This window comes from Corynebacterium sp. BF-R-2 (assembly GCF_024586525.1).
In the GTDB taxonomy this organism is placed as follows: domain Bacteria; phylum Actinomycetota; class Actinomycetes; order Mycobacteriales; family Mycobacteriaceae; genus Corynebacterium; species Corynebacterium singulare.
Genome location: NZ_JAMFTP010000004.1, coordinates 104,517 through 128,914, shown reverse-complemented (window position 1 = coordinate 128,914; position 24,398 = coordinate 104,517). Strand labels below are relative to the sequence as shown.

At 59.6% G+C, this 24,398-nt stretch carries 24 protein-coding genes; 10 read left to right on the top strand and 14 right to left on the bottom strand.

The genetic code is table 11. From position 1 onward, the window contains the following. The first annotated feature begins 283 nt into the window (after window positions 1–283). The 4 genes from M5J09_RS03930 (at window position 284) to M5J09_RS03915 (ending at window position 4,738) form a co-directional block, all read left to right on the top strand. Window positions 284–1,873: an inorganic phosphate transporter gene (locus M5J09_RS03930; protein WP_257157055.1), complete on the top strand. Its 1,590-nt coding sequence runs from the start codon at window positions 284–286 to the stop codon at window positions 1,871–1,873. A gap of 83 nt (window positions 1,874–1,956) precedes the next feature. Beyond that, window positions 1,957–2,679, top strand: a complete 723-nt coding sequence (locus M5J09_RS03925; RefSeq protein WP_257157020.1) for a hypothetical protein — start codon at window positions 1,957–1,959, stop codon at window positions 2,677–2,679. Window positions 2,680–2,722: 43 nt separating this feature from the next. Further along, window positions 2,723–3,292, top strand: coding sequence for a CE1759 family FMN reductase (locus tag M5J09_RS03920; protein WP_257157019.1), 570 nt, complete (start codon window positions 2,723–2,725; stop codon window positions 3,290–3,292). Window positions 3,293–3,328: 36 nt separating this feature from the next. Beyond that, complete coding sequence (locus M5J09_RS03915) at window positions 3,329–4,738, top strand: L-serine ammonia-lyase (protein ID WP_257157018.1); 1,410 nt, start codon at window positions 3,329–3,331, stop codon at window positions 4,736–4,738. Here M5J09_RS03915 and hisS read toward each other — a convergent pair. The 3 genes from hisS to tpx are packed head-to-tail and all read right to left on the bottom strand — an operon-like array spanning window position 4,735 to window position 7,160. Then, window positions 4,735–6,012, bottom strand: a complete 1,278-nt coding sequence (hisS, locus tag M5J09_RS03910; protein WP_257157017.1) for a histidine--tRNA ligase — start codon at window positions 6,010–6,012, stop codon at window positions 4,735–4,737. The two genes, M5J09_RS03915 and hisS, sit on opposite strands and share 4 nt — an antisense overlap. A gap of 5 nt (window positions 6,013–6,017) precedes the next feature. Then, a complete protein-coding gene (locus M5J09_RS03905) occupies window positions 6,018–6,662 on the bottom strand; it encodes an MBL fold metallo-hydrolase (protein ID WP_257157016.1) in 645 nt (214 codons plus the stop codon). Beyond that, complete coding sequence (gene tpx / locus M5J09_RS03900; protein WP_042531089.1) at window positions 6,663–7,160, bottom strand: thiol peroxidase; 498 nt, start codon at window positions 7,158–7,160, stop codon at window positions 6,663–6,665. 103 nt (window positions 7,161–7,263) lie between these two features. Here tpx and M5J09_RS03895 point away from each other — a divergent pair, with 103 nt between their 5' ends. The 4 genes from M5J09_RS03895 (at window position 7,264) to M5J09_RS03880 (ending at window position 10,248) form a co-directional block, all read left to right on the top strand. Further along, window positions 7,264–8,124 carry a peptidylprolyl isomerase gene (locus tag M5J09_RS03895; protein WP_257157015.1) on the top strand — a complete coding sequence of 287 codons (861 nt, stop codon included), beginning with the start codon at window positions 7,264–7,266 and terminating at the stop codon, window positions 8,122–8,124. A gap of 290 nt (window positions 8,125–8,414) precedes the next feature. Continuing rightward, window positions 8,415–8,759, top strand: coding sequence for a hypothetical protein (locus tag M5J09_RS03890; protein WP_257157014.1), 345 nt, complete (start codon window positions 8,415–8,417; stop codon window positions 8,757–8,759). Between the two features lie 37 nt (window positions 8,760–8,796). After that, a complete protein-coding gene (locus M5J09_RS03885) occupies window positions 8,797–9,048 on the top strand; it encodes a hypothetical protein (protein ID WP_257157013.1) in 252 nt (83 codons plus the stop codon). A gap of 90 nt (window positions 9,049–9,138) precedes the next feature. Beyond that, window positions 9,139–10,248 carry an HNH endonuclease signature motif containing protein gene (locus tag M5J09_RS03880; protein WP_257157012.1) on the top strand — a complete coding sequence of 370 codons (1,110 nt, stop codon included), beginning with the start codon at window positions 9,139–9,141 and terminating at the stop codon, window positions 10,246–10,248. A gap of 193 nt (window positions 10,249–10,441) precedes the next feature. On the opposite strand, the gene M5J09_RS03875 is transcribed toward M5J09_RS03880, so the two are convergent. The 11 genes from M5J09_RS03875 to ruvC form a co-directional block, all read right to left on the bottom strand. Further along, a complete protein-coding gene (locus M5J09_RS03875; RefSeq protein WP_257157054.1) occupies window positions 10,442–10,993 on the bottom strand; it encodes a DUF421 domain-containing protein in 552 nt (183 codons plus the stop codon). A 113-nt stretch (window positions 10,994–11,106) separates the two neighbouring features. After that, window positions 11,107–13,263 (bottom strand): bifunctional UDP-sugar hydrolase/5'-nucleotidase, encoded by a 2,157-nt coding sequence (locus M5J09_RS03870; protein WP_257157011.1) that lies wholly within the window; start codon window positions 13,261–13,263, stop codon window positions 11,107–11,109. Between the two features lie 169 nt (window positions 13,264–13,432). Beyond that, a complete protein-coding gene (locus M5J09_RS03865) occupies window positions 13,433–15,727 on the bottom strand; it encodes a bifunctional (p)ppGpp synthetase/guanosine-3',5'-bis(diphosphate) 3'-pyrophosphohydrolase (RefSeq protein WP_257157010.1) in 2,295 nt (764 codons plus the stop codon). A 35-nt stretch (window positions 15,728–15,762) separates the two neighbouring features. Then, on the bottom strand, window positions 15,763–16,317 hold the full coding sequence (locus M5J09_RS03860) for an adenine phosphoribosyltransferase (protein WP_257157009.1): 555 nt from the start codon (window positions 16,315–16,317) through the stop codon (window positions 15,763–15,765). Continuing rightward, complete coding sequence (locus tag M5J09_RS03855) at window positions 16,314–17,927, bottom strand: ABC transporter substrate-binding protein (protein WP_257157008.1); 1,614 nt, start codon at window positions 17,925–17,927, stop codon at window positions 16,314–16,316. Before M5J09_RS03855 ends, M5J09_RS03860 begins: the two co-directional genes overlap by 4 nt. A 3-nt stretch (window positions 17,928–17,930) precedes the next feature. After that, complete coding sequence (gene secF, locus M5J09_RS03850; RefSeq protein WP_042531105.1) at window positions 17,931–19,067, bottom strand: protein translocase subunit SecF; 1,137 nt, start codon at window positions 19,065–19,067, stop codon at window positions 17,931–17,933. Window positions 19,068–19,070: 3 nt separating this feature from the next. Next, entirely contained in the window at window positions 19,071–20,972 is a 1,902-nt protein-coding gene (gene secD, locus M5J09_RS03845) for a protein translocase subunit SecD (RefSeq protein ID WP_042531107.1), read from the bottom strand. Window positions 20,973–21,158: 186 nt separating this feature from the next. Next, window positions 21,159–21,491 (bottom strand): preprotein translocase subunit YajC, encoded by a 333-nt coding sequence (gene yajC, locus M5J09_RS03840; RefSeq protein ID WP_257157007.1) that lies wholly within the window; start codon window positions 21,489–21,491, stop codon window positions 21,159–21,161. A gap of 39 nt (window positions 21,492–21,530) precedes the next feature. Next, complete coding sequence (gene ruvB / locus M5J09_RS03835; protein WP_070537174.1) at window positions 21,531–22,616, bottom strand: Holliday junction branch migration DNA helicase RuvB; 1,086 nt, start codon at window positions 22,614–22,616, stop codon at window positions 21,531–21,533. 13 nt (window positions 22,617–22,629) lie between these two features. Then, window positions 22,630–23,238 (bottom strand): Holliday junction branch migration protein RuvA, encoded by a 609-nt coding sequence (gene ruvA, locus M5J09_RS03830; protein ID WP_257157006.1) that lies wholly within the window; start codon window positions 23,236–23,238, stop codon window positions 22,630–22,632. Window positions 23,239–23,247: 9 nt separating this feature from the next. Beyond that, entirely contained in the window at window positions 23,248–23,862 is a 615-nt protein-coding gene (gene ruvC / locus M5J09_RS03825) for a crossover junction endodeoxyribonuclease RuvC (protein ID WP_257157005.1), read from the bottom strand. 136 nt (window positions 23,863–23,998) lie between these two features. Between ruvC and M5J09_RS03820 the strand changes: the two genes are divergently transcribed. Together M5J09_RS03820 and M5J09_RS03815 are read left to right on the top strand one after the other, a co-directional pair. Beyond that, complete coding sequence (locus M5J09_RS03820; RefSeq protein ID WP_257157004.1) at window positions 23,999–24,127, top strand: nitroreductase family protein; 129 nt, start codon at window positions 23,999–24,001, stop codon at window positions 24,125–24,127. A 103-nt stretch (window positions 24,128–24,230) separates the two neighbouring features. Then, window positions 24,231–24,386 (top strand): hypothetical protein, encoded by a 156-nt coding sequence (locus tag M5J09_RS03815; protein ID WP_257157003.1) that lies wholly within the window; start codon window positions 24,231–24,233, stop codon window positions 24,384–24,386. Window positions 24,387–24,398 lie beyond the last annotated feature (12 nt).

Here is a 24,398-nt window from a genome sequence, read left to right as displayed (position 1 = left end):
GCCCCATTCGTGCAGTGCTGCGCACTTTTTTATACCCACAGAGATGGGCGCCACAGCACATAAGTTCGCACAGCGAGCAAAGGGTCAAATACTTAAAAAGTTTAAGGCCCTAGCTACGAGTTGTTCATCTGTTGTCCACTTCGGTTCTTTACGCTATTCGCGGCCCCGCCGAACTGTGGCGGGTACCTCTCTATCTTTAATCACTCAGAAGGGTCTGCGCGCGATGCCGCGACGAGGCTCACTTGCAGAAAGGAACGACGTTTTGAGCACCGCCACACCGACGATGCCGGACCTAGAGAAGGTGAACGGCAAGAACACGGATTGGATCTGGCACCTGTTCTTCGGCATCCTCACCGCCGCCACCCTCGTCTTCTTCATCGTGTGGGGCAACGGAGAGATCGCCGATGGATCCAGCAGCATCCTCCTCGTTACCGCCATTATTTTCGCCCTCTTCATGGCATTCAACATCGGCGGCAATGACGTCGCCAACTCCTTCGGTACTTCCGTTGGCGCCGGCACCCTGTCTATGAAGCAGGCCCTTGCAGTCGCCGCCATCTTCGAGGTCTCCGGCGCCATCCTGGCCGGTGGCGAGGTGACGGATACCGTGCGCTCCGGCATCGTGGATCTCAATGCCATCGACGGCCTCGACCCGATGGAATTCGTCTACATCATGATGTCTTCCCTGCTGGGCGCTGCAATCTGGCTGCTCGTTGCCACCCGCATGGGCTGGCCGGTGTCCACCACCCACTCCATCGTCGGCGGTATCGTCGGTGCTGCGCTTACCGTTGGTTTCATTACCGGCAAGGGCGGCATGGACATGGTTCAGTGGGGCGGCATCGGCAAAATCGCTATCTCCTGGGTCCTTTCCCCGGTCCTTGGCGGTATCGCTGCCTACCTGCTCTTCAAGTGGATTAAGACCTCTATCCTTGTCTACAACGAGTCTGCTGACCAGCGTCTGCGTGAGATTAAGACTCGCCGCGCTGAGCTCCGCAAGGAGCACAAGTCTCGCTTTGAGCGTATGAACGAGCTGCAGCAGATTTCCTACACCAATGCGATGGCCCGTGACGCTGCCCTGACCTCCGAGGAGGACTACGACCCGGAGGCCCTCGAGTCCGAGTACTACCGCGAACTTCACGACATCAACAAGGATTTGGATGATGTCGATGCCCACCGCGCGTTGGAGAACTGGGTTCCGGTGCTCGCTGCATTGGGCGCCATCATCATTTCCGCAATGGTTCTCTTCAAGGGTCTCAAGCACACCGGTGTTGACTTCTCTACCCTGCAGAACCTCCTCGTCATGGGCATGGTGGGTGCCGCAGTCTGGATGGCTGTGTTCATCTTTGCTCGTTCCTTGAAGAAGAAGTCCCTGGATCGTTCGACCTTCCTCCTCTTCTCCTGGATGCAGGTCTTTACCGCATCTGCCTTCGCGTTCTCCCACGGCTCGAACGATATCGCTAACGCCATCGGCCCATTCGCTGCGGTCTTTGACGTTCTGAAGACCAACCAGATTTCTGATGAGGTATCCGTCCCGCTGCCCGTCATGGTGTGCATGGGTATCGCGCTGATTTCTGGCCTGTGGTTCATCGGCCGCTTCGTTATTCAGACCGTGGGTTCTGGTCTGACTCAGATGCACCCGTCCTCTGGCTTCGCCGCTGAGCTGGCTGCCGCCGCCGTAGTCATGGCTGCATCCCTGCTGGGTCTGCCGGTCTCCTCCACCCACATCCTCATTGGTGCTGTTCTGGGTGTCGGTATCGTCAACCGCGCTGCCAACTGGAACCTCATGAAGCCCATTGCCCTGGCGTGGGTTATCACCCTTCCGGCTGCAGCTGCTATCGCCGCTGTCACCGTCTCCGTGCTCCGCGTGGTCTTCTAAACCACCGCTCGGTTCCACACCGCTTCGAGCCCACGTGGGCGCTCGGGGCGGTGTCGCCGTTTTCACCCGTACACTGGAATGTCATGAGCGACAACTCCCTAGCGCGCTTCTTTGCCGCCTTCAACGACATCGAACAGTTCCTCCGTCAAGCTATCGGCGCGAAGAATTCCGATTCCTTTTGGTGGATTGTGGACCGCGCGCATGACAAACACCTCATGAGTAAACGCCAGGCCGAACAGCTCAAGGACTTTTCCAACCTGCGCAATGCCATCGCACATGGGCGCTATTATGACGGCGACCCCATTGCTACCCCGCATCCGCAGGTCCTTGAGCAACTTGAGAACCTTCAGCGTCTCCTAACGGATCCGCCCACTGCTCAGTCTCTGCTCGCCGGCCGCGAGGTCACCACCCTGGGCCCCGACGCGGACATCCTTGATGCCCTCGCGCTCATCGATAAGACGGGTTACTCCCAAATCCCGATCTATGATTCTGGAGTCTTCCAAGCACTTCTCACCACCAATGTCATTGCGCGCTGGGTGGCCGCGGACTTGGGGGATGATGGGGTGGTCAATGGGGCGTCGATAAGCGCGGTGCTCACGATGGCTGAGAGCAAGGACCGTGCCGAGTTCTTGCCGCGCACCGCTACCGCGCAAGAGGTCGTCGATGTCCTCACCGACGTTGCCGCGGATGGCACTCACCCCAGCGCTGTCCTCCTCACCGAGGACGGCGAGCGCTCGCAGCGCCCGCTGGCCATTGCCACTCCCGCCGACCTTGCCACGCTTGTCGACGCCCTCGAGTGGGAATAACCCAGCCTCCGTTACTGTTGATGCGTCACAGGAAGGAGAAGCCATGCGTTCACTAGTCATCGTCACTGCGGGACTGTCCACGCCGTCAACGACGCGTGCGCTTGCCGACGCCCTCTCCACCGCCACCAGCGCGCACCTCCATGCGCGGGGCGACGAGGCGCAGGTGACCGTCATCGAGCTCCGTCAACTCGCGGCCGAGCTGGCACTCGCCATGACGGACTGGCTGGCTCCCACTCCGCTGCTCGATGCGGCCAAGGAGTCACTTGTTGCTGCCGACGGTCTGATCGCGGTGAGCCCCGTTTTCCAAGGCAGCTATTCGGGACTATTCAAGATGTTTTTCGACACCCTCGATCCCCACGCACTGGACGGACTCCCTACGCTCATCGCCGCGACGGGTGGTTCACATCGTCATGCTCTCGTGCTGGATTACGCGCTGCGCCCGCTACTTAATTACCTGCATGCCACCGTCGTGCCAACCGGTGTATACCAAGCCGCCGAAGAGCTCGCCGCTGCCCCGGAGGTGGCAAACCCTGCGCTTGCCGCACGCATTGACCGGGCTTCTGGGGAGCTCACAGATCTCATGGCAGCACGGCATATGCACTCTGTACTATAAGGGGCGCTAACCACAAAGATTTTTCAGGAGGTTTCCATGACTATTAGCGTGACCGATATCTTCTCCATCGGAATCGGACCGTCCTCCTCGCATACCGTGGGCCCCATGCGAGCGGCCACGGCCTTCTTAAAGTCCCTGCCATCGCATCCGGCCAAAGTTCACACGGAGCTGCGCGGCTCGTTGTCTGCTACCGGACGCGGCCACGCGACCGATCGTGCCGTGATCCTTGGTTTGGCAGGCTGGAACCCGCTCACCGTTCCTCTCGATGCGGAGCCGCGCGCCGATGCTTTTATCCCCGCCGAAGGCTCCATCTCGGGCCCCGCGGGCGAGGTCGAGTACAGCATTTCCTTCAACAACGAACCGGTTCCCGAGCATCCCAATTGCCTCATCTTCACCGCGTGGGACGCTGACGGCTCTGTCCTGGCCGAAGGCGCGGAATATTTTTCTGTTGGCGGCGGCTTCATCCTTTCCCGAGAGGAGTTTGACGCCGAGTTGGAAACCGATTCCGGTGTCCCTGCCGGCGTTGCCGCCGCTACCACGGAAGACACCGTTCCCTATGACTTCCAGTCGGGCGAGCACCTCCTCGATCTCTGCGCAGCTAACGAGATGGCCATCTGGGAAGTTGTGGCCGCGAACGAGGCCGTCCTGCACCGCGAAGAGGGTGGCCTAGACTATGTCTACCACCACCTCGACCTCGTGTGGGACATCATGCGTGAATGCGTCACCGAGGGAATTTCCACCAAGGGCATCCTGCCTGGTGGCCTGCGCGTGAACCGCCGCGCACCGAAGATGTACCAACAGCTTCTGGACAAGCAGAACGATGAAGCCTGCGGCCTGTCCGCTATGGAATGGGTCAACCTCTACGCGCTGGCCGTCAATGAGCAGAACGCGGCCGGCGGCCGCGTTATCACCGCTCCGACGAACGGTGCCTGCGGCATCATTCCTGCCGTGCTGCATTATGCACGTGACTTCATGGCGGATTTCACCCGTTCTGACGCTCGCCGTTACTTGCTCACCGCGGGTGCCGTCGGCATCATCATCAAGTCCAACGCCTCAATTTCGGGTGCGGAGGTGGGCTGCCAGGGAGAGGTCGGCTCGGCCTCCTCGATGGCCGCCGCCGGCATGGCTGAACTACTTGGCGCCACCCCGGCGCAGGTCGAAAACGCCGCGGAAATCGCCCTTGAGCACAATCTCGGCCTCACCTGCGACCCGGTGGGTGGTCTCGTGCAGATTCCCTGCATCGAGCGCAACGCCATCGGTGCGGTCAAGGCCATCAACGCCGCTCGCCTCGCCCGCATGGGCGAGGGCACTCACTACGTCACCCTCGACAACGCCGTGCGCACCATGGCCGAGACCGGCCGCGACATGCTCTCCAAGTACAAGGAGACCTCGCTCGGCGGCCTGGCCAAAACGATGGGGTTCAGTGTGTCCCAGGTGGAGTGCTAAACCAGCTGGCTGAGCTGCGTGACGACATCCCCCGCAGGGATGTCGCGCTGCTCGTGCGCGCGCAGGTCCTTGAGAGCCACCGTTCCGGCCTCAAGCTCCTGGTCACCTAGGACAAGGGCGAAACGAGCATTGGCGCGGTCTGCGCCCTTCATCGCACCCTTAAGGCCGCGGTCACCAAAGGACATGTCTGCAGAAATACCTGCCTTGCGCAGGTCATTAATAATGACGGCCATTTTCTGCTTCGCCGCAGCGCCCATGGCGACGCCGTAGACGGCCACGCGCTCCTCGACGCCCTCGAGTTCCACGCCCTCTGCCTCCAGCGCCAACACTGTACGGTCTACGCCAAGGCCATAGCCGATGCCAGAGAGCTCCTGGCCACCTAGTTGGGACATAAGGCCGTCATAGCGGCCACCGCCGCCGATTCCAGACTGGGCACCGAGCCCATCGTGAACAAACTCGAAACACGTCTTGGTGTAGTAATCCAGGCCGCGGACCATGCGCGGGTTAATCTCATAAGCCACGTCCATGTCATCGAGCAAACCGGTGACGGTCTCGAAATGCTCTCGGCACGCGTCGTTGAGGTGGTCAAGCATGAGGGGGGCATCGACAAGCTGCTCTTGGACCTCCGGACGCTTGTCATCTAACACGCGCAGCGGATTAAGCTCAGCGCGGGCCTTCGTTTCTTCGTCAAGGTCCAGCTTGAACAGGAAATCCTGCAGCTTCTCCCGGTAGGCCGGGCGGCAATCGTGGTCACCCAGGCTTGTCAGCTCAAGGCGGAACTGGCTCAGACCCAGGGAGCGGTAGGAACGATCCGCCAGTGCGATAACTTCCGCGTCCAAGGCAGGATCATCGACGCCGATGGCCTCCACACCCACCTGCTGAAGCTGGCGGTAGCGGCCCGCCTGTGGGCGCTCATAGCGGAAGAAGGGGCCAAAGTAGTTGAGCTTCACCGGCAACTGGCCACGGTCAAGGTTATGCTCGATGACCGCACGCATGACACCCGCGGTACCTTCCGGGCGCAGGGTTACCGAGCGATCACCACGATCCGCGAAGGTATACATCTCCTTCGAAACCACATCCGTGGACTCGCCAACACCACGGGCAAACAGCGACGTGTCCTCGAACACGGGGAGCTCGATGTGCTGGAAGCCGGACAGATGCGCCTGGTGCACGAAGGTCTCACGCACCTTGGCAAAGATAGCCGATTGCGGCGGGACGTAGTCCGGCACGCCCTTAGGCGCGGACAGGGCTTTGAACTGCTTCTTATCACTCACGCCCTTTAGAGTACATCCCCCGCCGCCACCAGAAACGGATTAGTCGCGCGTTCGCGCCGCATCGTCGATGTCGGGCCATGACCTGGAAGGATGGCAAGGGCATCATCTAGCGCCCACACGGGACCACGGAGCGAGCGCTGCATCGCCGCATGGTCTGAGTGGGGTAAGTCTGTGCGACCAATCGACCCCTTAAACAGGACATCCCCTGTCAAGGCCACATCTTCTGCAACCAGCATGACACAGCCCGGCGAATGGCCTGGTGCATGCACAATCTCAAAGTCGAGCCCTGCCAAGGTCAACGTTTCGCCACCAATGAGGTCGCGCCGATCCGCAACCTGCTTCATCGAGGCTGCGTCAAACAGTAACTGTGATTGAGGGGATACCCCGGAGCCGTCGACAAGCATGAAGGCGTCATCGGGGTGGATGTACACCGGAAGGTCAAACTCCGCGGCATCCCTCGTGTGGTCAATGTGGCCGTGCGTGAGCACCACGGCTTCAAAGGTTAAGCACTGCTCCTCCGCGAGCTGTTCGAGGCGCTCACGGGTATCCATGCCGGGGTCCACGATAAACGCCCGGGAACCGTTAGCAACCACATATGTGTTGGTCTGATAGGGCCCAGCGGCAAACCCGTAGATTTCCGGAGAGCTCATCTACTTCAGCGCAGCCAGAGCCGCGTCATAATCCGGCTCAGTCGTCACTTCCGGGACGAGCTCGGTGTAGACCACCGTGTGGTCCTCATCCGTCACAATAACCGCGCGGGCAAACAGACCCTTAAGCGGAGAGCCTTCCAGAACCAGGCCAAGTTTATCGGCGAAGTCAGAGCGGAAATCAGAGGCGCTCACCACGTTCTCGATGCCCTCAGCAGCGCAGAAACGCTGTTGCGCAAAGGGAAGATCACGCGATACGGACAGGACGACCGTGTTGTCCAGACCTGCGGCCTTCTCGTTGAAGGTGCGCAGCTGGGCGGCACATACGCCAGTATCCACGGACGGGAAGCAAGACACCACGAGGCGCTTGCCGGCAAAGTCGGCCTTCGTGAGCTCTTCCATGTCGGTGCCGACGAGGGTGAAGTCCGGGAGGGCCTCGCCTACCTTGGGAAGCTCGCCATTGGTGTGGGTGGGTTCATTCTTGAAATTAGTAGTAGCCATGACACCCGAGCGTACTGACGGGTGGGGCGGCGCGCCATAGAGAATGCTCATGCGGTTAAGATGAGTGGGTCGAAAAATCAGACCCCCTGTGGAGGAAACAAAGGTGTCTACCAACAGCCAGCGCATGGATGATGCGCTCAACCAGCTCGATCGCGAGCTGAAATCCCGCGACCGCAAGCAGAAGACCCGCCCGCTGGGCGTCGTCATTGCCGCGGCAGTCGTCATTATCGCCCTCGTTGGCGGTATTTGGTTCCTGGCAACGCGCTCGGGCGACGAAGAAGAGATCCAAGCCCAGGACAGCTCTGAGGTTGAGACCACCACCGAAGCCCCAACTGCCGAAGCACTCAGCGGCAAGCGTGAGAAGCCCTTGGACGAGACCGTGACGTGTGAGTACCCGGAGGCTGGCGACGCATCCCGCGAGGTCCCCACCCCGAAGGGTAAGAACATCCCGGCTAAGGGTGAGGTCACCGTGAATTTCGCCACCAAGCAGGGCGACATCGAGATGACCCTCGACCGTTCCCTAGCTCCTTGTACCGTCAACGCCATCACCGACATGATTTCGGCTAAATACTACGACGACACCGTCTGCCACCGTATGACGCAGGGCGGACTTTCGGTTCTTCAGTGCGGCGACCCGACCGGCCAGGGCGCCGGCGGTCCAGGCTTCCAGTTCGCTAATGAGTACCCGACTGATGAAGCTGACGACGCCGCACTGGCGCAGTCTGCCATCTATCCGAAGGGTTCCATCGCCATGGCTAACGCTGGTGCAGACACCAACGGTTCACAGTTCTTTATCAACTATGATGACTCCGAACTGCCACCGGCTTACACCTACTTTGGCAACCTGACCGACAAGGGGCAGAAGACCATCGATGCCATCGTAGCAAAGGGCGTCAAGGACGACGCTCCGGATGGCGCTCCCGCAGAAGAGGTCCGAATCACTAAGGCGACCATCAAGAGCTAAGCTTTCACCCCCGATACGGTGATTCACCCCCGCTCACCCTGGGTGAGCGGGGGTTCCTTGTGTGGAGCGGGGGCCTCCCCGCCGCTACTGAGAATTTCTTAGTGTTGAGCTGTTGCTTTACCTCGCCTTAACCGCACCTGTCGCATGCACATTTGGAAACCGCAGCTCACACGTAGCAGGCAGCTTCTACACAGAGTAAAAAACTTTTTGATTATTCTCTTGCAAATCGAGGTCAGGCTCAGTAGCATCTGTGAGGTCTTTGAAATTCCCGAGAACACAAAGGAACGAGAATGAAGTTCTTCTCCCGCAAGGCGCTCGTCGCAGCCGCTACTGCAGCGACCGTTTCCCTGACCGGTGTATCCGTCGCGTCCGCTGAGACCACCGCAGATGGCACCACCTCCGAGACCACGACCACCTCCGAGACCACCTCCACGACCTCGGAAGCACCTTCCAAGACTGCAGAGCCCACCCCGGAGAAGAACGAAGAGTCCTCCAGCGAAGAGGGTTCCTCCAGCACTGACATGAAGCCGAGCGAGATCCGCGACTGGATCGCTGTCTTCACCGCTGTTATCGGCGCTCTGGGCACTGCCTTCGCATTCTACGACCGCTACTTCAGCCCGAACGCCAAGAAGTAATCTTCTCATTCACCCCAACAAAGATAGGACGCTCACCATGAAGTTCTTCTCCCGTAAGTCCATCGTTGCCGCTGCTACCGCCGCAACCATCGCTTTCTCCGGTACCGCTGTTGCTTCCGCTGCTCCGGTCGAGGAGTCCGGCTCCTCCAGCGACATCTTCTTCCTCTCCTCCGACGACGAGGGCAACGTAAGCCCGAAGGAAATCCGTGAGTGGATTAAGGTTTTCACCTCCATCATTGGCGCCATGGATGACGCAATGCGTCTCGGCGACAAGCTGGCTGGCAAGTAAGGCCTTAAGCCTTTTCTCCCCCGCTCCGTGCGGGGGATTTTTTCGTTTTCGAGTTGCGGGATTGGTGGGCCTGTTTTAAGCTTCGTGGCCATGGGGGTACTAGAAACCTACTTCCACTACCGCAACTCGGGGATCGCGCTAGTGGAACAAGCCACCAGCTCACCCGATGAGCTCCGCGCGCTCGGCGCCTTCCCAGCCGATGCCACTGAGCTTTCCCACCTCCACCGCACCTACTTCGGGCAAACCCGCTTCACCGGAAAACAACGCAAAGCACGCGCCGCCGCGATGGCACAACAACATAGCCTTAGCATTCTCACCCTGATCGAGTCCTACACCGCCAAAGTCAAAAAAGACCTCGATGCCTGGAACCTACGCATCAAGCTTGCCGGCACCCCCGCCCACAAAATCCGCCACGTCGCCACCAAGCTTTTAAAGGAGCTTAAGTCCAAGCGCACCGCCAAACCCGGAGTCCGCTTCACCTACCGCTCTAAGGGACCTAACTCCATCACCATCACCGACGCCCCGACCGTCATCGCCGACATCCGCGGAACCCTAGAATCCGTTAATAAAACAAACCTGCTTGATGCTGCCCGCACCGTCATTGTCACCGGTGGTATTGGCACCAAACCCGCCGTACATGCTCAAGTCGTTGTCACCCTCAACGAGCTCGACCAAATCATTAACGGTGATGGGGAGGAAATAGAACTTAACCTCACCAACGGCGCAAGCATGACCGGAGCAGAATTCTTAGCCTACAAGTTTGCCGAGATTGGCTACGCCACCATCATCCACCCCCTTGAAGGCCCAGTGAACTCTTATCGGATTAAGCGGCATGCCAGCTGGAAACAACGCATCAGCCTGGCTGCCGAATTCCAAACCTGCTCTAGGCCCGGCTGCAACAAACCAGCTGATTACTGCGAAGTCCACCACCTCATCCCCTGGCAGGCAGGAGGATTCACCAACCTCAAAAACCTCACCTTCCTATGCGCCTACCACAACGGCATTAACGACGATGACCCCAAACGCCCCACCGGGCGTGGTTACATGTTCCGACTGAACACCGGGGTGAGCTACATCCCACCCTGGGGTGCACCGATAACCGCCATGCCCGAATACCAAGAAGCCACAACCAGACTCGCCGCCGAACAAACAACAGGACAAGCCACAGGGCAACCACCCGACCCACCGGGTGCAGGCTAAACGCTCGCAATTAGGCAACGCGAGCACCGGAACGCCAAAACACGCACCCGCACCGCAACGCTGAAACCCGCCAACCACACCATGGTCAGCGGGCACATCAGCGATCCCACAGCTAGTGGAGGCACGCGCAGAGACGGCGAAACCCGCCAACCAGAGGAGGTTGGCGGGTCCGTCGGTATTCGCTACAGCTCCCCTAGTTGTGAGAGTCGTCCTCCTCGACCTCTTCGATGCGTTCAGAGCCAAGGACGTCTTTGAAGACAGAGGCGTCGACAAGCTGGCCACGTCGAATGACTGAAATCTGCCCAGTAGGTTCGAGAATCATGAGCTGGACGTCCGTACGACGGCCGAGCCCTGCCTTACGCACCGCTGAATTTACATCACGATCCGTGATGTGAGCGAAGGCCATATTGTCCTCTTGCAGTTCTCCCTTATAAACGAGGAGCACTGGGCGACGATCGATGAACTTCGACCACCTAACGAACTGGCGGAAAGTACCAAAAGCAGCCTCAAGCAGCATGAGAGTGAAGAGGCCGATGACGCCCGCAGCCAGCGTCGGTGGATTTCCCACGATGACTCGCCCCGCCACAGCACCGAACATAATGATGATGACCGCATCCGACGCAGTCATTGAAGTCAACACGCGGCTGCCAAAGAGTTTGACCAGAATCATGAAGGCTAGATAAATGCCGAAGGTTGCAACCATCACCACCGGAATGCGGTGAGGTTCAATACCGAGCTGGTACATCGCTTCGCGTCCAAAAAGCCTCAAAGTTTCCACGGTGCTTAACCTTACCTTTCCCTGGCAGCCACGCATGCAAAAAGCCCACACCGAAGTGTGGGCTCACTGCGTTTAACGATCTAGATGTTGAACTGCTTGCGCAGCTCCTCAATCATCTGCTGGATCGGGGCCGGCAGTGCGGTGGTGACGAAGCCGACGGTGGCCAGAACAGTCGCAATAGCTGCGGCCACTGCGGTGGTAATGCCAAGACCCAGGCCCAGGCCAAAGGAGGAACCATCGAATTTGGAGCTAGCGTCCTTCTTCGGCTCGGTGGTCGGCTTCGGGGTCTCAGACGGCTTCTCGGTCTCCGAAGGCTGTTCCGACTTCTTCTCCAGAGCGATCGGCAGTACTGCCTCGGTGCCGGCATCGGTGGTGATGGTCAGCTTCTGGTCGCCCTCGAGGCCCTCCGGCAGAGTGAGCTTGACAGTCGCGCGGCCACGCTCACCGAAGCCCTTGTCGTCTTCCTGAGCAGCGTTGTCGATGTCAGCCTCAGCCTTCACATCACCGAGAGCAACGGTAACCTTCTTTGCCTGCGGCTCCTCCTCATTGGAGTAGTTGAGGGAGGACAGGTCGATGGTGATTTCCTCGCCAGCCTTCAGCTCACCGGAAATGTGTGCACCAATCTGGCCCTGGCCGGTGCGCACCTTCGACTCGCCAGAAGCGATGTAGTCAATCATGGCCTGGGTATCCATGTAACCGACGTCGTTACGGTTCTTGATCGAACCCGGCACGAAGAAACCGTCACCGCCTTCCTCAGTATCGCTCGAAGCAAGGAAGGAAGACAGAGCAACGGTGTAGTTCTTCTTCGGGTCGATAGGCTCGCCGTCGATAGTGACAGACTTGACGCGCTCGCCCTGCTCAGCCTTCTGGTCATAGACCACGGAAACATTGCTGGACAGGCCCAACGCCAGACGCGGGCGGGACTGACCCGGCTTCCACTGATTCTCCAGTGCCTTGATGAAGTCTTCGCCGCTAACCTCAGCCGTGATGACGGAGTTGCCGAACGGCTGGACGGCGAAGATGTCCTTGTAGGTGACGTCGCCTTCCTTGAGGTCAGCGCGAACACCACCGGCATTCATGACGCCAAGGTCGATTTCCTTGTTGGTCTGCTTCGACAAAGCGTAGCGCTGACCATCAGCAATGAAGTTGTTGAGGGTGGACTCCACGCCGCGGTTGGTACCAGTATCTTCACCATCGTTAGAACCGCGGTACATTGCCTTTTCAGTGGTGCCAGCTGTCTTGGAGCCCTCTTCGTCAGCTACCTTCTTGGCCTCGGCGACGACGGAGGCAACCTCTGCATCATCCTCCAGCCCCTTGAGAAGTTCGAAGGTCTCTGCATCCGCAACGTCGTACTGGGTGAGCTCGACCTTGGTGATCTTGTTCTCTGCCTTGTCGAAGGTGATGTCGGCGTCGTTAAGCACCTTGCCGTACTCGTAGCCCTGTGCCCAGTACAGCGGCAGTGCGCCCTCACGGGCGACCTCGCCCTGGGTCTTCACGTGGGTGTCGCCGCCGAAAAGCAGGTCGACGTCCTTGTTGAAGCCCTCTGCAAACTGCTGTGCGTCCTCGTGCATGAGTGCGACAACAACGTCGGCCTCGCCGGATTCCTTCAGACGGGTGGCTTCCTCATTCGTAGCCTTAACTGGGTCGGTGAACTTAATGCCCGGAATGGCAGCGGCGGATACCTTGAACTTGGTGTTCTCAGTGACGGTGCCGACGAAGCCGATCTTCACGCCATCGACTTCCTTCACGAAGGAAGGCTCGAGGAGAGGCTTGCCGTCTTTGGTCACGTTCGCACCGATAATCGGGAACTCAGACTCCTTGACGATGCGGTCCATCAGGTCCTCAGTGCCCTTGTCGAACTCGTGGTTACCCACGGCAGTGACATCGAGGTTCATGGTGTTGAGGGCCTCGTTGGTGTACTTATCCTCAGAAATAGCCGATACGAAAGCGGAGCCGCCCACGTTGTCACCGGAGGACGTCAGAGCGTACTCCTGATCTTTGTTGACGTGCTTGATCAGGGCAGCCATGCGCGCAGCGCCCATCTCGGTGTAACCGCTCAATTCCTTAGTGTCCTTGTCAAACTTCTCAGCCAGCTCGAGGTGGCCGTGGAAGTCAGTGAAGTTGGTGACAGAGAAGGTCACCTGGTCAGCCTCAGCAGCGAAGGCAGGCGCGCCGGATACGGCAACGGCGGTGACGGTGGTTGCGGCCAGCAGCTGGCCAAAGCGACGGAAGTTCACGGGAGTCTCCTAAGTATGAGAGGAATCTTACTCTCGTGTTTATAACGCATCGGTCACAATGACGCAGTGCTTCACGACGCCTCCACCAGCCCCTTCACTCAACATTCATCCACGCGTTACCCAGGGGACAGCAAGGGTTTAAGCTCGACCCCCTGACGGGGGTGGAGACCTATGCGGTTACGCGGTAAACGTCAAAGACGCCTTCGGTGTTGCGCAGCGTCGTCATGAGCTGGCCAAGTTGCTTCGTGTCCGAGACCGAGAAGGTGAATCGCACCGTCGCAATGTGGTCATCGCCGCGGTTGGAGGTCATGGACAGCACGTTGAGGCTTTGGTCACTGAAGATACGGGTGAGCTCGAAAAGTAAGCCTTGGCGGTCAAGCGCCTCGAGCTGAAGAGTGGCGGAGAATGCACCTGAGGACTTCGGGCCGCCAGCCCACTCCACCTTCATCATGCGTTCCGGCTCAGACTTGAGCTTCTCCGCGTTAGTGCAGTCCGCGCGATGAACAGAGACTCCACCGCCGCGGGTGACGAAGCCGAAGATGGCGTCGCCAGGCACGGGCTGGCAGCACTTGGCCAACTTTGCCATGACATCGGGGCTGCCTTCGACGAGGATGCCGGTGCCGGCAGCAGAATCCTTGGTGTGTTGTGCACGGGAGCTCTCAATCTCGCTGAGCGGGGTACGAGAGGCCAAGGCATCGACGGCGTCGTCCTGATCCCCGAAGAGCGCCATGAGCTGGTTGGCTACGTGCTGGGCTGAAACGTGGCCGGCACCAATCGCGGTGTAGAGGGCATCGACATCTGGGTAATGCAGCTGTTCGGCCACCTGCTTCATAGAGCTGGCCGTAAACAGACGATGCATAGGAAGGCCGCCGCGTTGAACCTCGGCGGCCAAAGCGTCGCGACCTGCCTCGAGGTGTTCCTCGCGGCGTTCCTTGGCAAACCACTGACGCACCTTGGTCTTCGCGCGCGGGGAGACAAGGAAATCTTGCCAATCGCGCGAGGGGCCCGCGTTGGGGTCCTTGGAGGTAAAGATCTCAACCTTGTCACCGGATTTCAGCTCGGACTCCAGAGCGACGAGCTTGCCGTTGACCTTGGCACCAATGCACCTGTGCCCCACCTCAGTGTGCACAGCGTAGGCAAAATCCACGGGAGTCGACCCAGCAGGAAGGTTGACCACATCGCCCTTCGGGGTAAAGGCAAAAATCTGCTTGGCGGTGAGGTCATACCGCAGCGAGTCAAGGAATTCGTTAGGATCGGCGGCTTCCTTCTGCCAATCCAGCAGCTGGCGCATCCACGCCATCTGATCCACTTCTTCCTGATGGCCCGAATTCTTGCCCTTAGTTTCCTTGTAGCGCCAGTGCGCGGCCACGCCGAACTCGGCGTTATAGTGCATCTCGTGCGTGCGTACCTGGACCTCCAGGGTAGAACCACCTGCGGCGATCACCGTCGTATGGAGCGACTGGTAGACACCAAAACGCGGAGAGGAAATGTAGTCCTTAAAGCGGCCGGGAAGCGCCTGGTAGAGCGAGTGAACCACACCGATGGCGGCATAGCAAGAGTTGATGTCATCGACCAAGATTCGGATACCAACGAGGTCGAAGATCTCCGCAAAGTCACGCCCGCGCACAATCATCTTCTGGTAAATCGACCAGTAGTGCTTCGGGCGGCCCATAACCTCCGCCTCAATTCCGTTCTCTTTCAGAGCCTGGCTCACCTGGGCCTTAATCTCTTTGAGGGCGCGGTCGCGGGAAGGCGCTCGGTCGGCCACCATGCGCACGATCTCGTCGTACTTCTTCGGGTACAGGATGGCGAAGGCCAAGTCTTCCAACTCCCACTTCACGCTCGCCATACCCAGGCGGTGCGCCAGAGGAGCGATGACATCAAGAGTTTGACGCGCTTTCTTCGCCTGCTTCTCCGGCGGCAGAAAACGCATCGTACGCATGTTGTGGAGGCGATCGCACACCTTGATGACGAGCACGCGTGGGTCGGTTGCCATCGCGACGATCATCTTGCGAATCGTCTCCGCTTCTGCAGCCGCGCCGAGGGCGACCTTGTCGAGCTTCGTAACGCCATCGACAAGCCGGGCAACTTCCGGACCGAAGTCGCGGGTGAGATCCTCAAGCGAATAGTCCGTATCTTCCACGGTGTCATGCAGCAATGCCGCAGCAACCGTGGTGGTGTCCATGCCAATCTCCGCAGCAATAGTGGCCACGGCCAAGGGGTGCGTAATGTAGGGTTCGCCGGACTTGCGGAACACCCCCTCATGAAGACGCTCCGCTGTGGCATACGCATTATTGAGCATCTCTGCGTCCGCCTTCGGGTGAAACTCCCGATGGATAGACATCAGCGGATCGAGTGCCGGGTTAATCTTCACCCGGCCACCAGTGAGGGACCGCGCGAGACGTGCGGACATGCCGCGCACGCCGCTCGGCCGCCACGCAGCCTTATCCTGCTTCTCAGTCATGTATGCCTTTCGCGAAGTAGCTTAGGCATACAAGCTTAGTCCGCCGCGCCCATCTGATTCAGCACAACCAGCGGAGTTCCTTCAAGGCGTTCACGACCCTGCAGTCCGTTGACTTCCAACACGACAACATTGCCCGCAACCTGAGCCCCAGCAGCCTCAAGAAGCAGCTTGGCACCGTAGAGGGTGCCGCCGGTGGCGAGGACATCGTCGACAAGCACGATGCGCTTGCCCTTAATGTCGATGCCACTATCGGGAATCTCCAGTGCCGCACTGCCATACTCCAGCTCATACTCTTGGGTGAGCACTGGCGGCGGCAGCTTGCCCTTCTTGCGGATGGCCAAGATTCCCATGCCAAGCTTGTACGCCACAGCAGATCCAAGAAGGAAGCCGCGAGCATCGAGGCCACCCACCATGTCGGCGCCGAGATCCTCACAGGCCTTGGCCAGACCATCAACCACTGCAGTGAAGCTTTCTGCATCCGCCAAAACCGGCGTCAAATCTTCAAAAAGTATGCCTTCTTCCGGGAAGTCTTGGACAAGGCGAACCTTGTCTTTCAAAGCTTGTGCTGCTGCAGCGTAAATCTCGCTCACGACTCTTCCTTTGCTTCGGTTTCTTCGTCTTTGGTGTCGGCCCAGCGGTCGAGGTTCCATCCGATGCCCGCAGGGCCAGTGTAGGGCACGACGCCAGTGACAGTGCGATCGACAATAAAGGTACGCGGCTGAGCGGCAACCGGAATAGAAGGTAATTCCTCCCACAGACGTTGTTCCAAGTCATGGAGGGAGCGGGAATTCTTCACGCTTGAGTTCGGCGCGGAATACTCATGCATCGGATCTACAGCACCGAGAAATACGTCGATGCCCGGCAGGCCCGTCGTGGGATCGGCATCTAATTGCTCGCGGGTAACTCGATCACCAGAGCGATCCTCGATCGAGATGCCTGAAGCCTCACACACAGCGCGCAGCTCCTCAACCATGGCCGCATAGCGCGGGTTAGGAGCGAGATACCCCACCCCGATGGTGGTTCCGGCCAGCCCTCCGGCAATGCTTGGCTCCACCGGCACCATGGTGAGCGAGGCCATCTGCGCCGCCACCGGATCATCGTGGCGCACGGTTCGCACCGTCACCGGCGGAACCTCCACCCCAGACTGTCGGCTCGCAGCTTCCGCCAGCCGCGGAGCATCAACACACGCGGCAAAGGCCTGGCGAGCCCACGGCTCTGCCAGGACACCGTAGTCAGAAAAGGTCAAGGTGTCGGTCAATGTTCCAACCATCGGCGTCACATCGAAAGGATTCCCCTCCGCGTTGCGATCCAGCCATGCGGGATCCTTAAGATGAGATTCGGCAACACGGAGCTCCCCAGACTCGCGGAGAGCGGCGGCATCGGCCGTATCCGGCCAGACAACGACCGTGTCGAGTTCGGGTTTATCACCGTAATACGACTCGTTGGCCTTGAGCACGATGGCCCCCGACTCCTCAACCTTGTCAATGACATAGGGACCAAAGGATACTTGCAGTTCAGGGTCAAAATGACCAGGCTCAGTGGAAAAGCCTTCCCGCCACGTGTTGGCCACGTCCACCAACACGCTGGGGTCTTGAGAGTGCAAGGCTGCGTTGAGCTCTTCCATGCTCATATCGACTCGGCGCGCGATGGTGTGTGCCGGGAGGACAGTGCCGGATCCGAAGAGATAACGCCACCGCGATCCGGAGTCAGGCTGGAACCAGACCGTGAACTTCTTCGAGCCTGGTGCGCACTCGAGCGCCGCAATATCGTTCATCAGCGGCAGATGCGAGCCAAATGTCTCGCTCAGCACGCCCGCGGTGAAAGTCAGAAGGTAGTCATCACAGGTCACGGGGACACCGTCGGAGAAACGCGCCTGCTCGGTCAACGTGAAATCAACATGCGCTCCGGGGTGCTCGGCATCTGCTGGAAAATATTGGGCATCGGCAAGATCAGAATTAGGGATGATCTGACCCGCCGGTCCGGGGACGTACATCGAGGGATAGATGCGGCTCGACAGCTGGGCCGCACCGACCGCTTCACCCCAGTGCGTAGCGGCGTTGGTGCTGGCAAGGCGGGCATCGGTGAGGAGGCCGAAGTCGGGGGTTGGGGGGACGTCGTCAAGCGCTGCTTCCTGGGTATCCCCGCAGGCGGAGGCGGTCACCGCGATCGCGAGCAGTGCCGCCCCTAGTGAGCGTCGCACGGCTTAGCGTCCTGGACGCCAAGAGGCGCTGCCGGTATCCTCGCTGCGCGGCTGAGACGGTGCCGCCGGAGACGTCACGGTGCGCACGGCCTTATCAGACGTGTGAGCACCGTTGGCAATTGCCGGACCAGCTGCGCGGTAGTCCGCAACAGCGGCATTGTGCTTCTTCACGCTCTTACGCTGGTTGGCCAAGGTAACCAACAGCGTGGTGGCGAAGAAGATAGAGGAGAAAATACCCTCGATGACGCCGATGAACTGGATCAGGGCCAAGTCGCGCAAGGTACCGATACCCATCAGCCAGATGGCGACGACGAACAGCGCAATAATCGGCAGCGCAGAAATCACCGAGGTGGAAATCGAACGCATCACAGTTTGGTTGATGGCCAAGTTGGTGAGCTCCGCGTACGTCTTCGATCGCTGACCCTCCAGCCCGGAGGTATTTTCATCAACCTTGTCAAAAACGATGACCGAGTCGTAGAGGGAGAAGGTCAGCACGGTCAACAGACCGATGATAACTGCCGGAGAGACCTCAAAGCCGAAGAGGGCATAGATGCCGGCGATGAAGACGCCGTCGAAGATGAGGGCCAGGATGGCGGCAAAAGCCATGTCGCGCTGCAGGCGCACAGCCACGTAGATAGTCGCGACTGCCAAGAAGATCGCCATGGCGATAATCATGCGCTTTGTGATGGACGAGCCCCACGATTCCGACACGGTAGAGGAACCGATAGCGTCAGGGCTTGGCTTGCCGTTCTCATCCTCGACCTGGAATTTCTCGAAGATTGCCAAGCGGGCTTGGTCGACCTGCTCGTGGGAAAGTCTCTCAGAGGTCACTTCCAGAGTCTCTGAGGAGCCAGCGCCAACGATTTGCACAAGCTCCGGTTCAACGCCGGTAGCTTCGGTGAACGTCTCCTCCACCTGTTCAGTGGTGAGGTCACCCGCCGGCATCGACAGCTTTGTGCCGCCTTCGAAATCAAGGGACAGAGTAAAGCCACGGAGTGCAATCGCCAGAATCGAGGCAACGAGGAGTACACCGGCAATGGTGTACCAGGTCTTGGAACGACCAACGAAATCGAATCCGCCCTCATCCTCATAGAGGCGGTCCATGCGGGAAATCTTGCGGGTGGTGGTATCGACAGCCATGGTTTACTTCTCCTCGTCCGTAGCGGCCGCAATGGGCTTGGCGACGCCCCTCGGGGCATCACCAGTGGCGGGCTTCTCCGTGTCCGCCTTCTTGGCGTAATAACCGCGCTCGCGGCGCTCTTCCACCAGGTTGTAGATACCGCCAAGACCATTCATGGAAGGCTTGGCGTACACCGGGCGACGGCCAATAATCTGCATGATCGGAGCCATCACCAGGAAGGAAACCAGAAGGTCGAAGACCGTGGTCAAGCCCATGGTGAAGGCGAAGCCCTTGACCTCACCGATGGCTAGGAAGTAGACGACGACGGCACCGATAAGGGTCACGGCGTTACCGGTGACGATGGTCGAGCGTGAGCGCTCCCACGCAGTGCGTGTAGCCGAGCGGAAAGTGCGGCCTTCCAGCAGCTCATCCTTGATGCGCTCGTAGTACACCACGAAGGAGTCGGCGGTCGCACCGATACCGATGACCAAACCGGCCATGCCAGAAAGGTCAAGGGAGTAACCAATCCAGCGGCCCAGCAGGACCAGGGCGCCGTAGGTCAGAATGCCCGTCACAATGAGCAGGAACAGGGAGACCCATGACAGGAGGCGGAAGTAGTAGACGGCGTAGGCGGCCACGAGAATGAAACCAACAATGCCGGCGATAAGGGCGGCATCGAGGGCAGCCTTACCCAGGGACGGCGGGACAGTCTCCACCGTGCCACCTGGCTCGCCGTTGGCGCCAGTGAAGGACAGCGGAAGCGCGCCATAACGCAAGTTATTGGCCAGGTTCTGGGCTTCCTCCTGGGTGAAGTCACCGGTAATGGAGGTCGCGGAGCCCACCGGGGTCGCACCCTGGATGACCGGGGCGGAAATGACTGCGGAGTCCAGGGTGATGGCGACCTGCTTCTTCAGGTACTCCTGGGTGAGGTCGGCCCAGGTCTGCGAACCGTTGGGGCCGGTGCCCGTCTTGAACGCAAAGCCAATCTCCATCTGACCGGTCTGCGGGTTAAGGCCTCCGGTAATCGGCGCGTCAGTGTCGATTTCGTTACCGGTAAGGCGGGTGCCCTTGGGGTCAGTGATGCCCGCCAGCAGCGGGGCCGGATTCAGTACATAGGGCTGCTGGTTGGAGTAGTCACACGCCACCAGCGGCTTAGCCGGGTCGTCCGTGCCCGCCAACGGGTCGGTTTCAGCGTCACACGTCAACAGGCCAAGCGCTGCGGTCTGAGCGGTCGGGTCCTCGGACTGGCGGTCCTTGAGGAGTACGTCATTGACCTCATCGCGGCGCTGGTTCTCCTCGACGGAGTTAGCCGGCTTCGGTAACGGCGTGGCGCTGACAGTCGGCGCCTTGGACTTCTTCTCGTCCTTCTTCTCTGCATCCTTGCCTTCGGCCGCGGCGGCTGGATCATTCGCCGAGTTGAGCGCTTCATGGATGGAGGCCAACGCTTCATTGGCGTGCTCAGGCGTAGTAATGCCGTACTTGACCCAGCGGTTGGCCATGTCGGTCATCGTCTTCTCAAGTTTCTCCAGTTCCGGCATCGGCTGCTCGCCTACCGGACGGAACAGCAGCTGGGAAGTCTGTCCCACTGCCTGCGCCTGGGAAGCATCCTCTCCTGGCACGGTGATGACCAGGGTGGAGCCGTTAATGACAACCTCGGAGCCGGACACGCCCATGCCGTTGACACGCTGCTCAAGGATGGTGCGGGCTTGCTGCAGCTGGTCCTGGGTGGGCTCGTCGCCCTGTGGGACGAGGGTGACACGGGTACCACCCTGAAGGTCGATGCCCAGCTTCGGCGTCGCCGACTTGTTGCCGGTCAAGAAAATGAGGGCATAAATCACAATGACAATGAGCGCAAAGAGCGCCAGAGCGCGCTTGGGCCATTGCCGTTGGCTGGTGCTGACACCACCACGTTTGGATGCGGACACAAAGATCTCCTGTGTTGTGAGGAACAGGGCTAAAACTCAAAGGTCATGGCGATGATAGCTACAGCGTAGCTGAGGACTTCACCGCACTATGACTAAAGCACAGTCCATCATCGTACGTCATAGACCGCCGATTCCCTTAACAGACTTAAGGTGCGGCGCTCATCATGTGACGAGCACAACTATTTCTTAGAGCTTGGGGAAGCGCTCGTCGGCATCGTCGGCCGCCGAGCCCTCAGCCTCCGAAGAGCCCTGGGAGACTGCTGCGAAGCGAACAATCGCCATCGTGTCGAACGTCATTACGGTGCCATCTTTGACTCGCAAATCAATCTGTTCACCGTGGGTTTCGACCACGGTGCCGTGCAGTCCACCTGCGGTGATGACGTCCTGACCCGGAGTCAGAGAAGACTGCAGCTCCTTCATTTGGTTCTGACGCTTACGTTGCGCGCGCATCGTCATGAAGCTCGGCAGAATAACAAGGACAGCGAGGACGAGGAGTAGAACTAGTTGAGTACCATTCATAGAAGGCTAGTGTGCCAGAAATCCCACCGAACGGGCCAATCAAAACAGGCCGCCGCCTAAGGCTCCGTCCGGAGCTTCAAGGCCTAGGTGCTGCCACGCAGCAGCAGTCGCCACACGTCCGCGCCCAGTGCGGGAAATCATGCCCGCACGAACAAGGTAAGGCTCGCAGACCTCCTCAACCGTGGATGGCTCCTCACCCACCGCAATAGCTAGAGTATTCACACCCACAGGTCCTCCCCCATGGCCTTTAATGAGCGCCTCAAGTACAGCACGGTCGAGGCGGTCGAGCCCGCGTTCGTCCACGTCGAAGACTTTCAAAGCACCTTGTGCGGCAGCCACATCGATGTGCCCATCACCATTGACCTCAGCGTAGTCCCGCACACGACGCAGCAGGCGGTTTGCAATTCGCGGCGTACCACGGGAACGCGAACCAATCTCCACCGCCGCATCGCTATCGATATCGACGTCCAAAATGGTGGCAGCGCGTGTAATCACCTTGGTGAGGTCCGAGGTGTCGTAGTACTCCATCTGCGCGGTAAAACCGAAACGGTCACGCAACGGCCCGGTGAGCATACCGGCACGGGTCGTGGCACCCACGAGAGTGAAAGGAGGAATCTCCAACGGAATAGAGGTTGCACCTGGCCCTTTACCCACGATGACATCGATCCGGAAATCCTCCATCGCCATGTAGAGCATCTCTTCGGCTGGGCGCGCAATACGGTGGATCTCATCAATAAAGAGGACATCGCCCTCCATCAAGTTGGACAACATCGCCGCCAAATCACCCGCGCGTTCCAGTGCAGGGCCGGATGTCATACGCAGGGACGTGCCCAGCTCCTGGGCGATAATCATCGCCATCGTCGTCTTACCCAGACCGGGCGGGCCCGACAGCAAAACGTGGTCGGGCGTCACACCACGATTCTTCGCGCCATTGAGCACCAGTGACAGCTGCTCCCGTACCTTGGGCTGGCCGATGAACTCGTCCAGGGACTTGGGGCGCAGCGAGCGCTCAATGTCATGCTCGCCCTGCTGCTCGGTAGCATCCACGTCCTGATTGCGCGCCGGTGGCGCGGTGAGATCAAGGCCATCGGGAAGCTTGAATTCAGTACGTTCTACATCGGACATTCCTGCCACTCTCCTACTTCTTAGAGCCCAGCTGGCTCAGCGCTGCACGCAAAACCATTGGCGTGGCGGCATCAGGCTGCTCGCTCGCCACGGCTTCCACGATGGGGCGCGCCGCTTTGTCCGTGAAGCCCAGCCCCACGAGCGCCTCCACAACGTCGTCTACGACAGGTCCGCTGGCAGCTGGGGTGGTGGCCGGTGAGACGCCGGAAAGCGCCGGCGTAAACCCCGCCACCTTGTCCTTCAGTTCCAGTACGAGGCGCTGCGCCATCCGTTTGCCCACGCCTGGGATCTTCTGCAGCCTCGCAGACTCCTCCCCCGCGATCGCCTGGGCCAAGTCACCAGCGCCCATCACGGACAACGCAGCAAGCGCCAGCTTCGGCCCCAAACCAGACACGGTTTGCAAGACGTGGAACATGTCGCGGTCATCTGTACTTGTGAATCCGTAGAGGGTCATGGAGTCCTCTTTGACCACCAGAGTCGTCATCACCCGCGCTTCCTCACCGCGCTGCAGGGTACCCAAGGTAGCCGGCGTAGCCAGCACCTTGTAGCCCACGCCCGCGCATTCAAGCACGACGTGATCGAGCTGGATATCGAGTACAGTTCCGCGCAAGGATGCAATCATGACTCTTCCTTAGTTTCTCGTGGACGGTGATGGACGGGACACAGATGCCGTACGCGGCGAGGAACCCCGAACCCCGCTTGTACGAGCGCCGGCCCCCACTCCGGTGCTGGGATCGCTACCGCTTACCCATGCTAGGGCAGGCGCTCTCCAGCAGTGGCACACCGCCAACGCCAAAGCATCGGCCGCGTCCGCGGGTTTAGGGGCTTCGCTCAGCCCAAGAATACGGGTAATCATAGCCGTCATCTGTTTCTTATCTGCGCGCCCGTTGCCAGACACAGCCTTTTTGACTTCAGACGGCGTGTACATATGCACCGGGATGTCCCGCTCAGCTGCCGCAAGAACAAGGACTCCCACCGCGTGGGCGGTCTGCATAACCGTGGACACTTCACCACGTTCGAATACGCGCTCGAGAGCCACAACGTGCGGCTGATAGTCATCCATCCATTCCCGCACAGCCACCGAAAGGCGCTTAAGACGCTCCCCCAAATCCTTGTCACTGGGCGTGCGCACCACACCAACGGCAATGGGGATAACTGCGCGACCACGCCCTGCTTGCACAACCGACAAGCCGCAACGCGTGAGCCCCGGGTCGATGCCCATGACACGCAAACCCTCCAGGTTCATCGCCGCCTCCTTGCCGTTTACTACCACGAGCTAGTGTACACACACGTGTTCTAGTTCGGGCAACGATACTGACCGGCCCCAGAGGATTCAGCCGCGCAGGCGTACAGTGGCCCGCATATCTACACATTCAAAAGAATTGTCAGAATTCATCCGATCCCGCCACTCCCCACGAGCATTTTTGCCGGACCCCATTCCGACTGACGTCATTGAGCAGGTGCTTATCGACGCCCAATCCGCCCCCTCCAATTCCAACACCCAGCCGTGAAACATCCACCTCGTAGGTGGCCAGACGCTGAAGGACCTGAGCGCTGCTCTCATCAAGGAGTTCGACACCAAGGGCATCACTCCGGACTTCACCACTGACTACGGTGAGGGCGTTCACCCCCAAGCGCTCGCAGCAGCTCGCCGCCATTACCTTTGGCAAGGCCGACGAGACCAGCCCGGTATTCAAGACCGATCCGGGCCGCGCGCCACTCTCGGAAACCGTGACGGTGCACGGCATCGACGGCCTCAGCTTGGCGTAGCTAGGACGCACC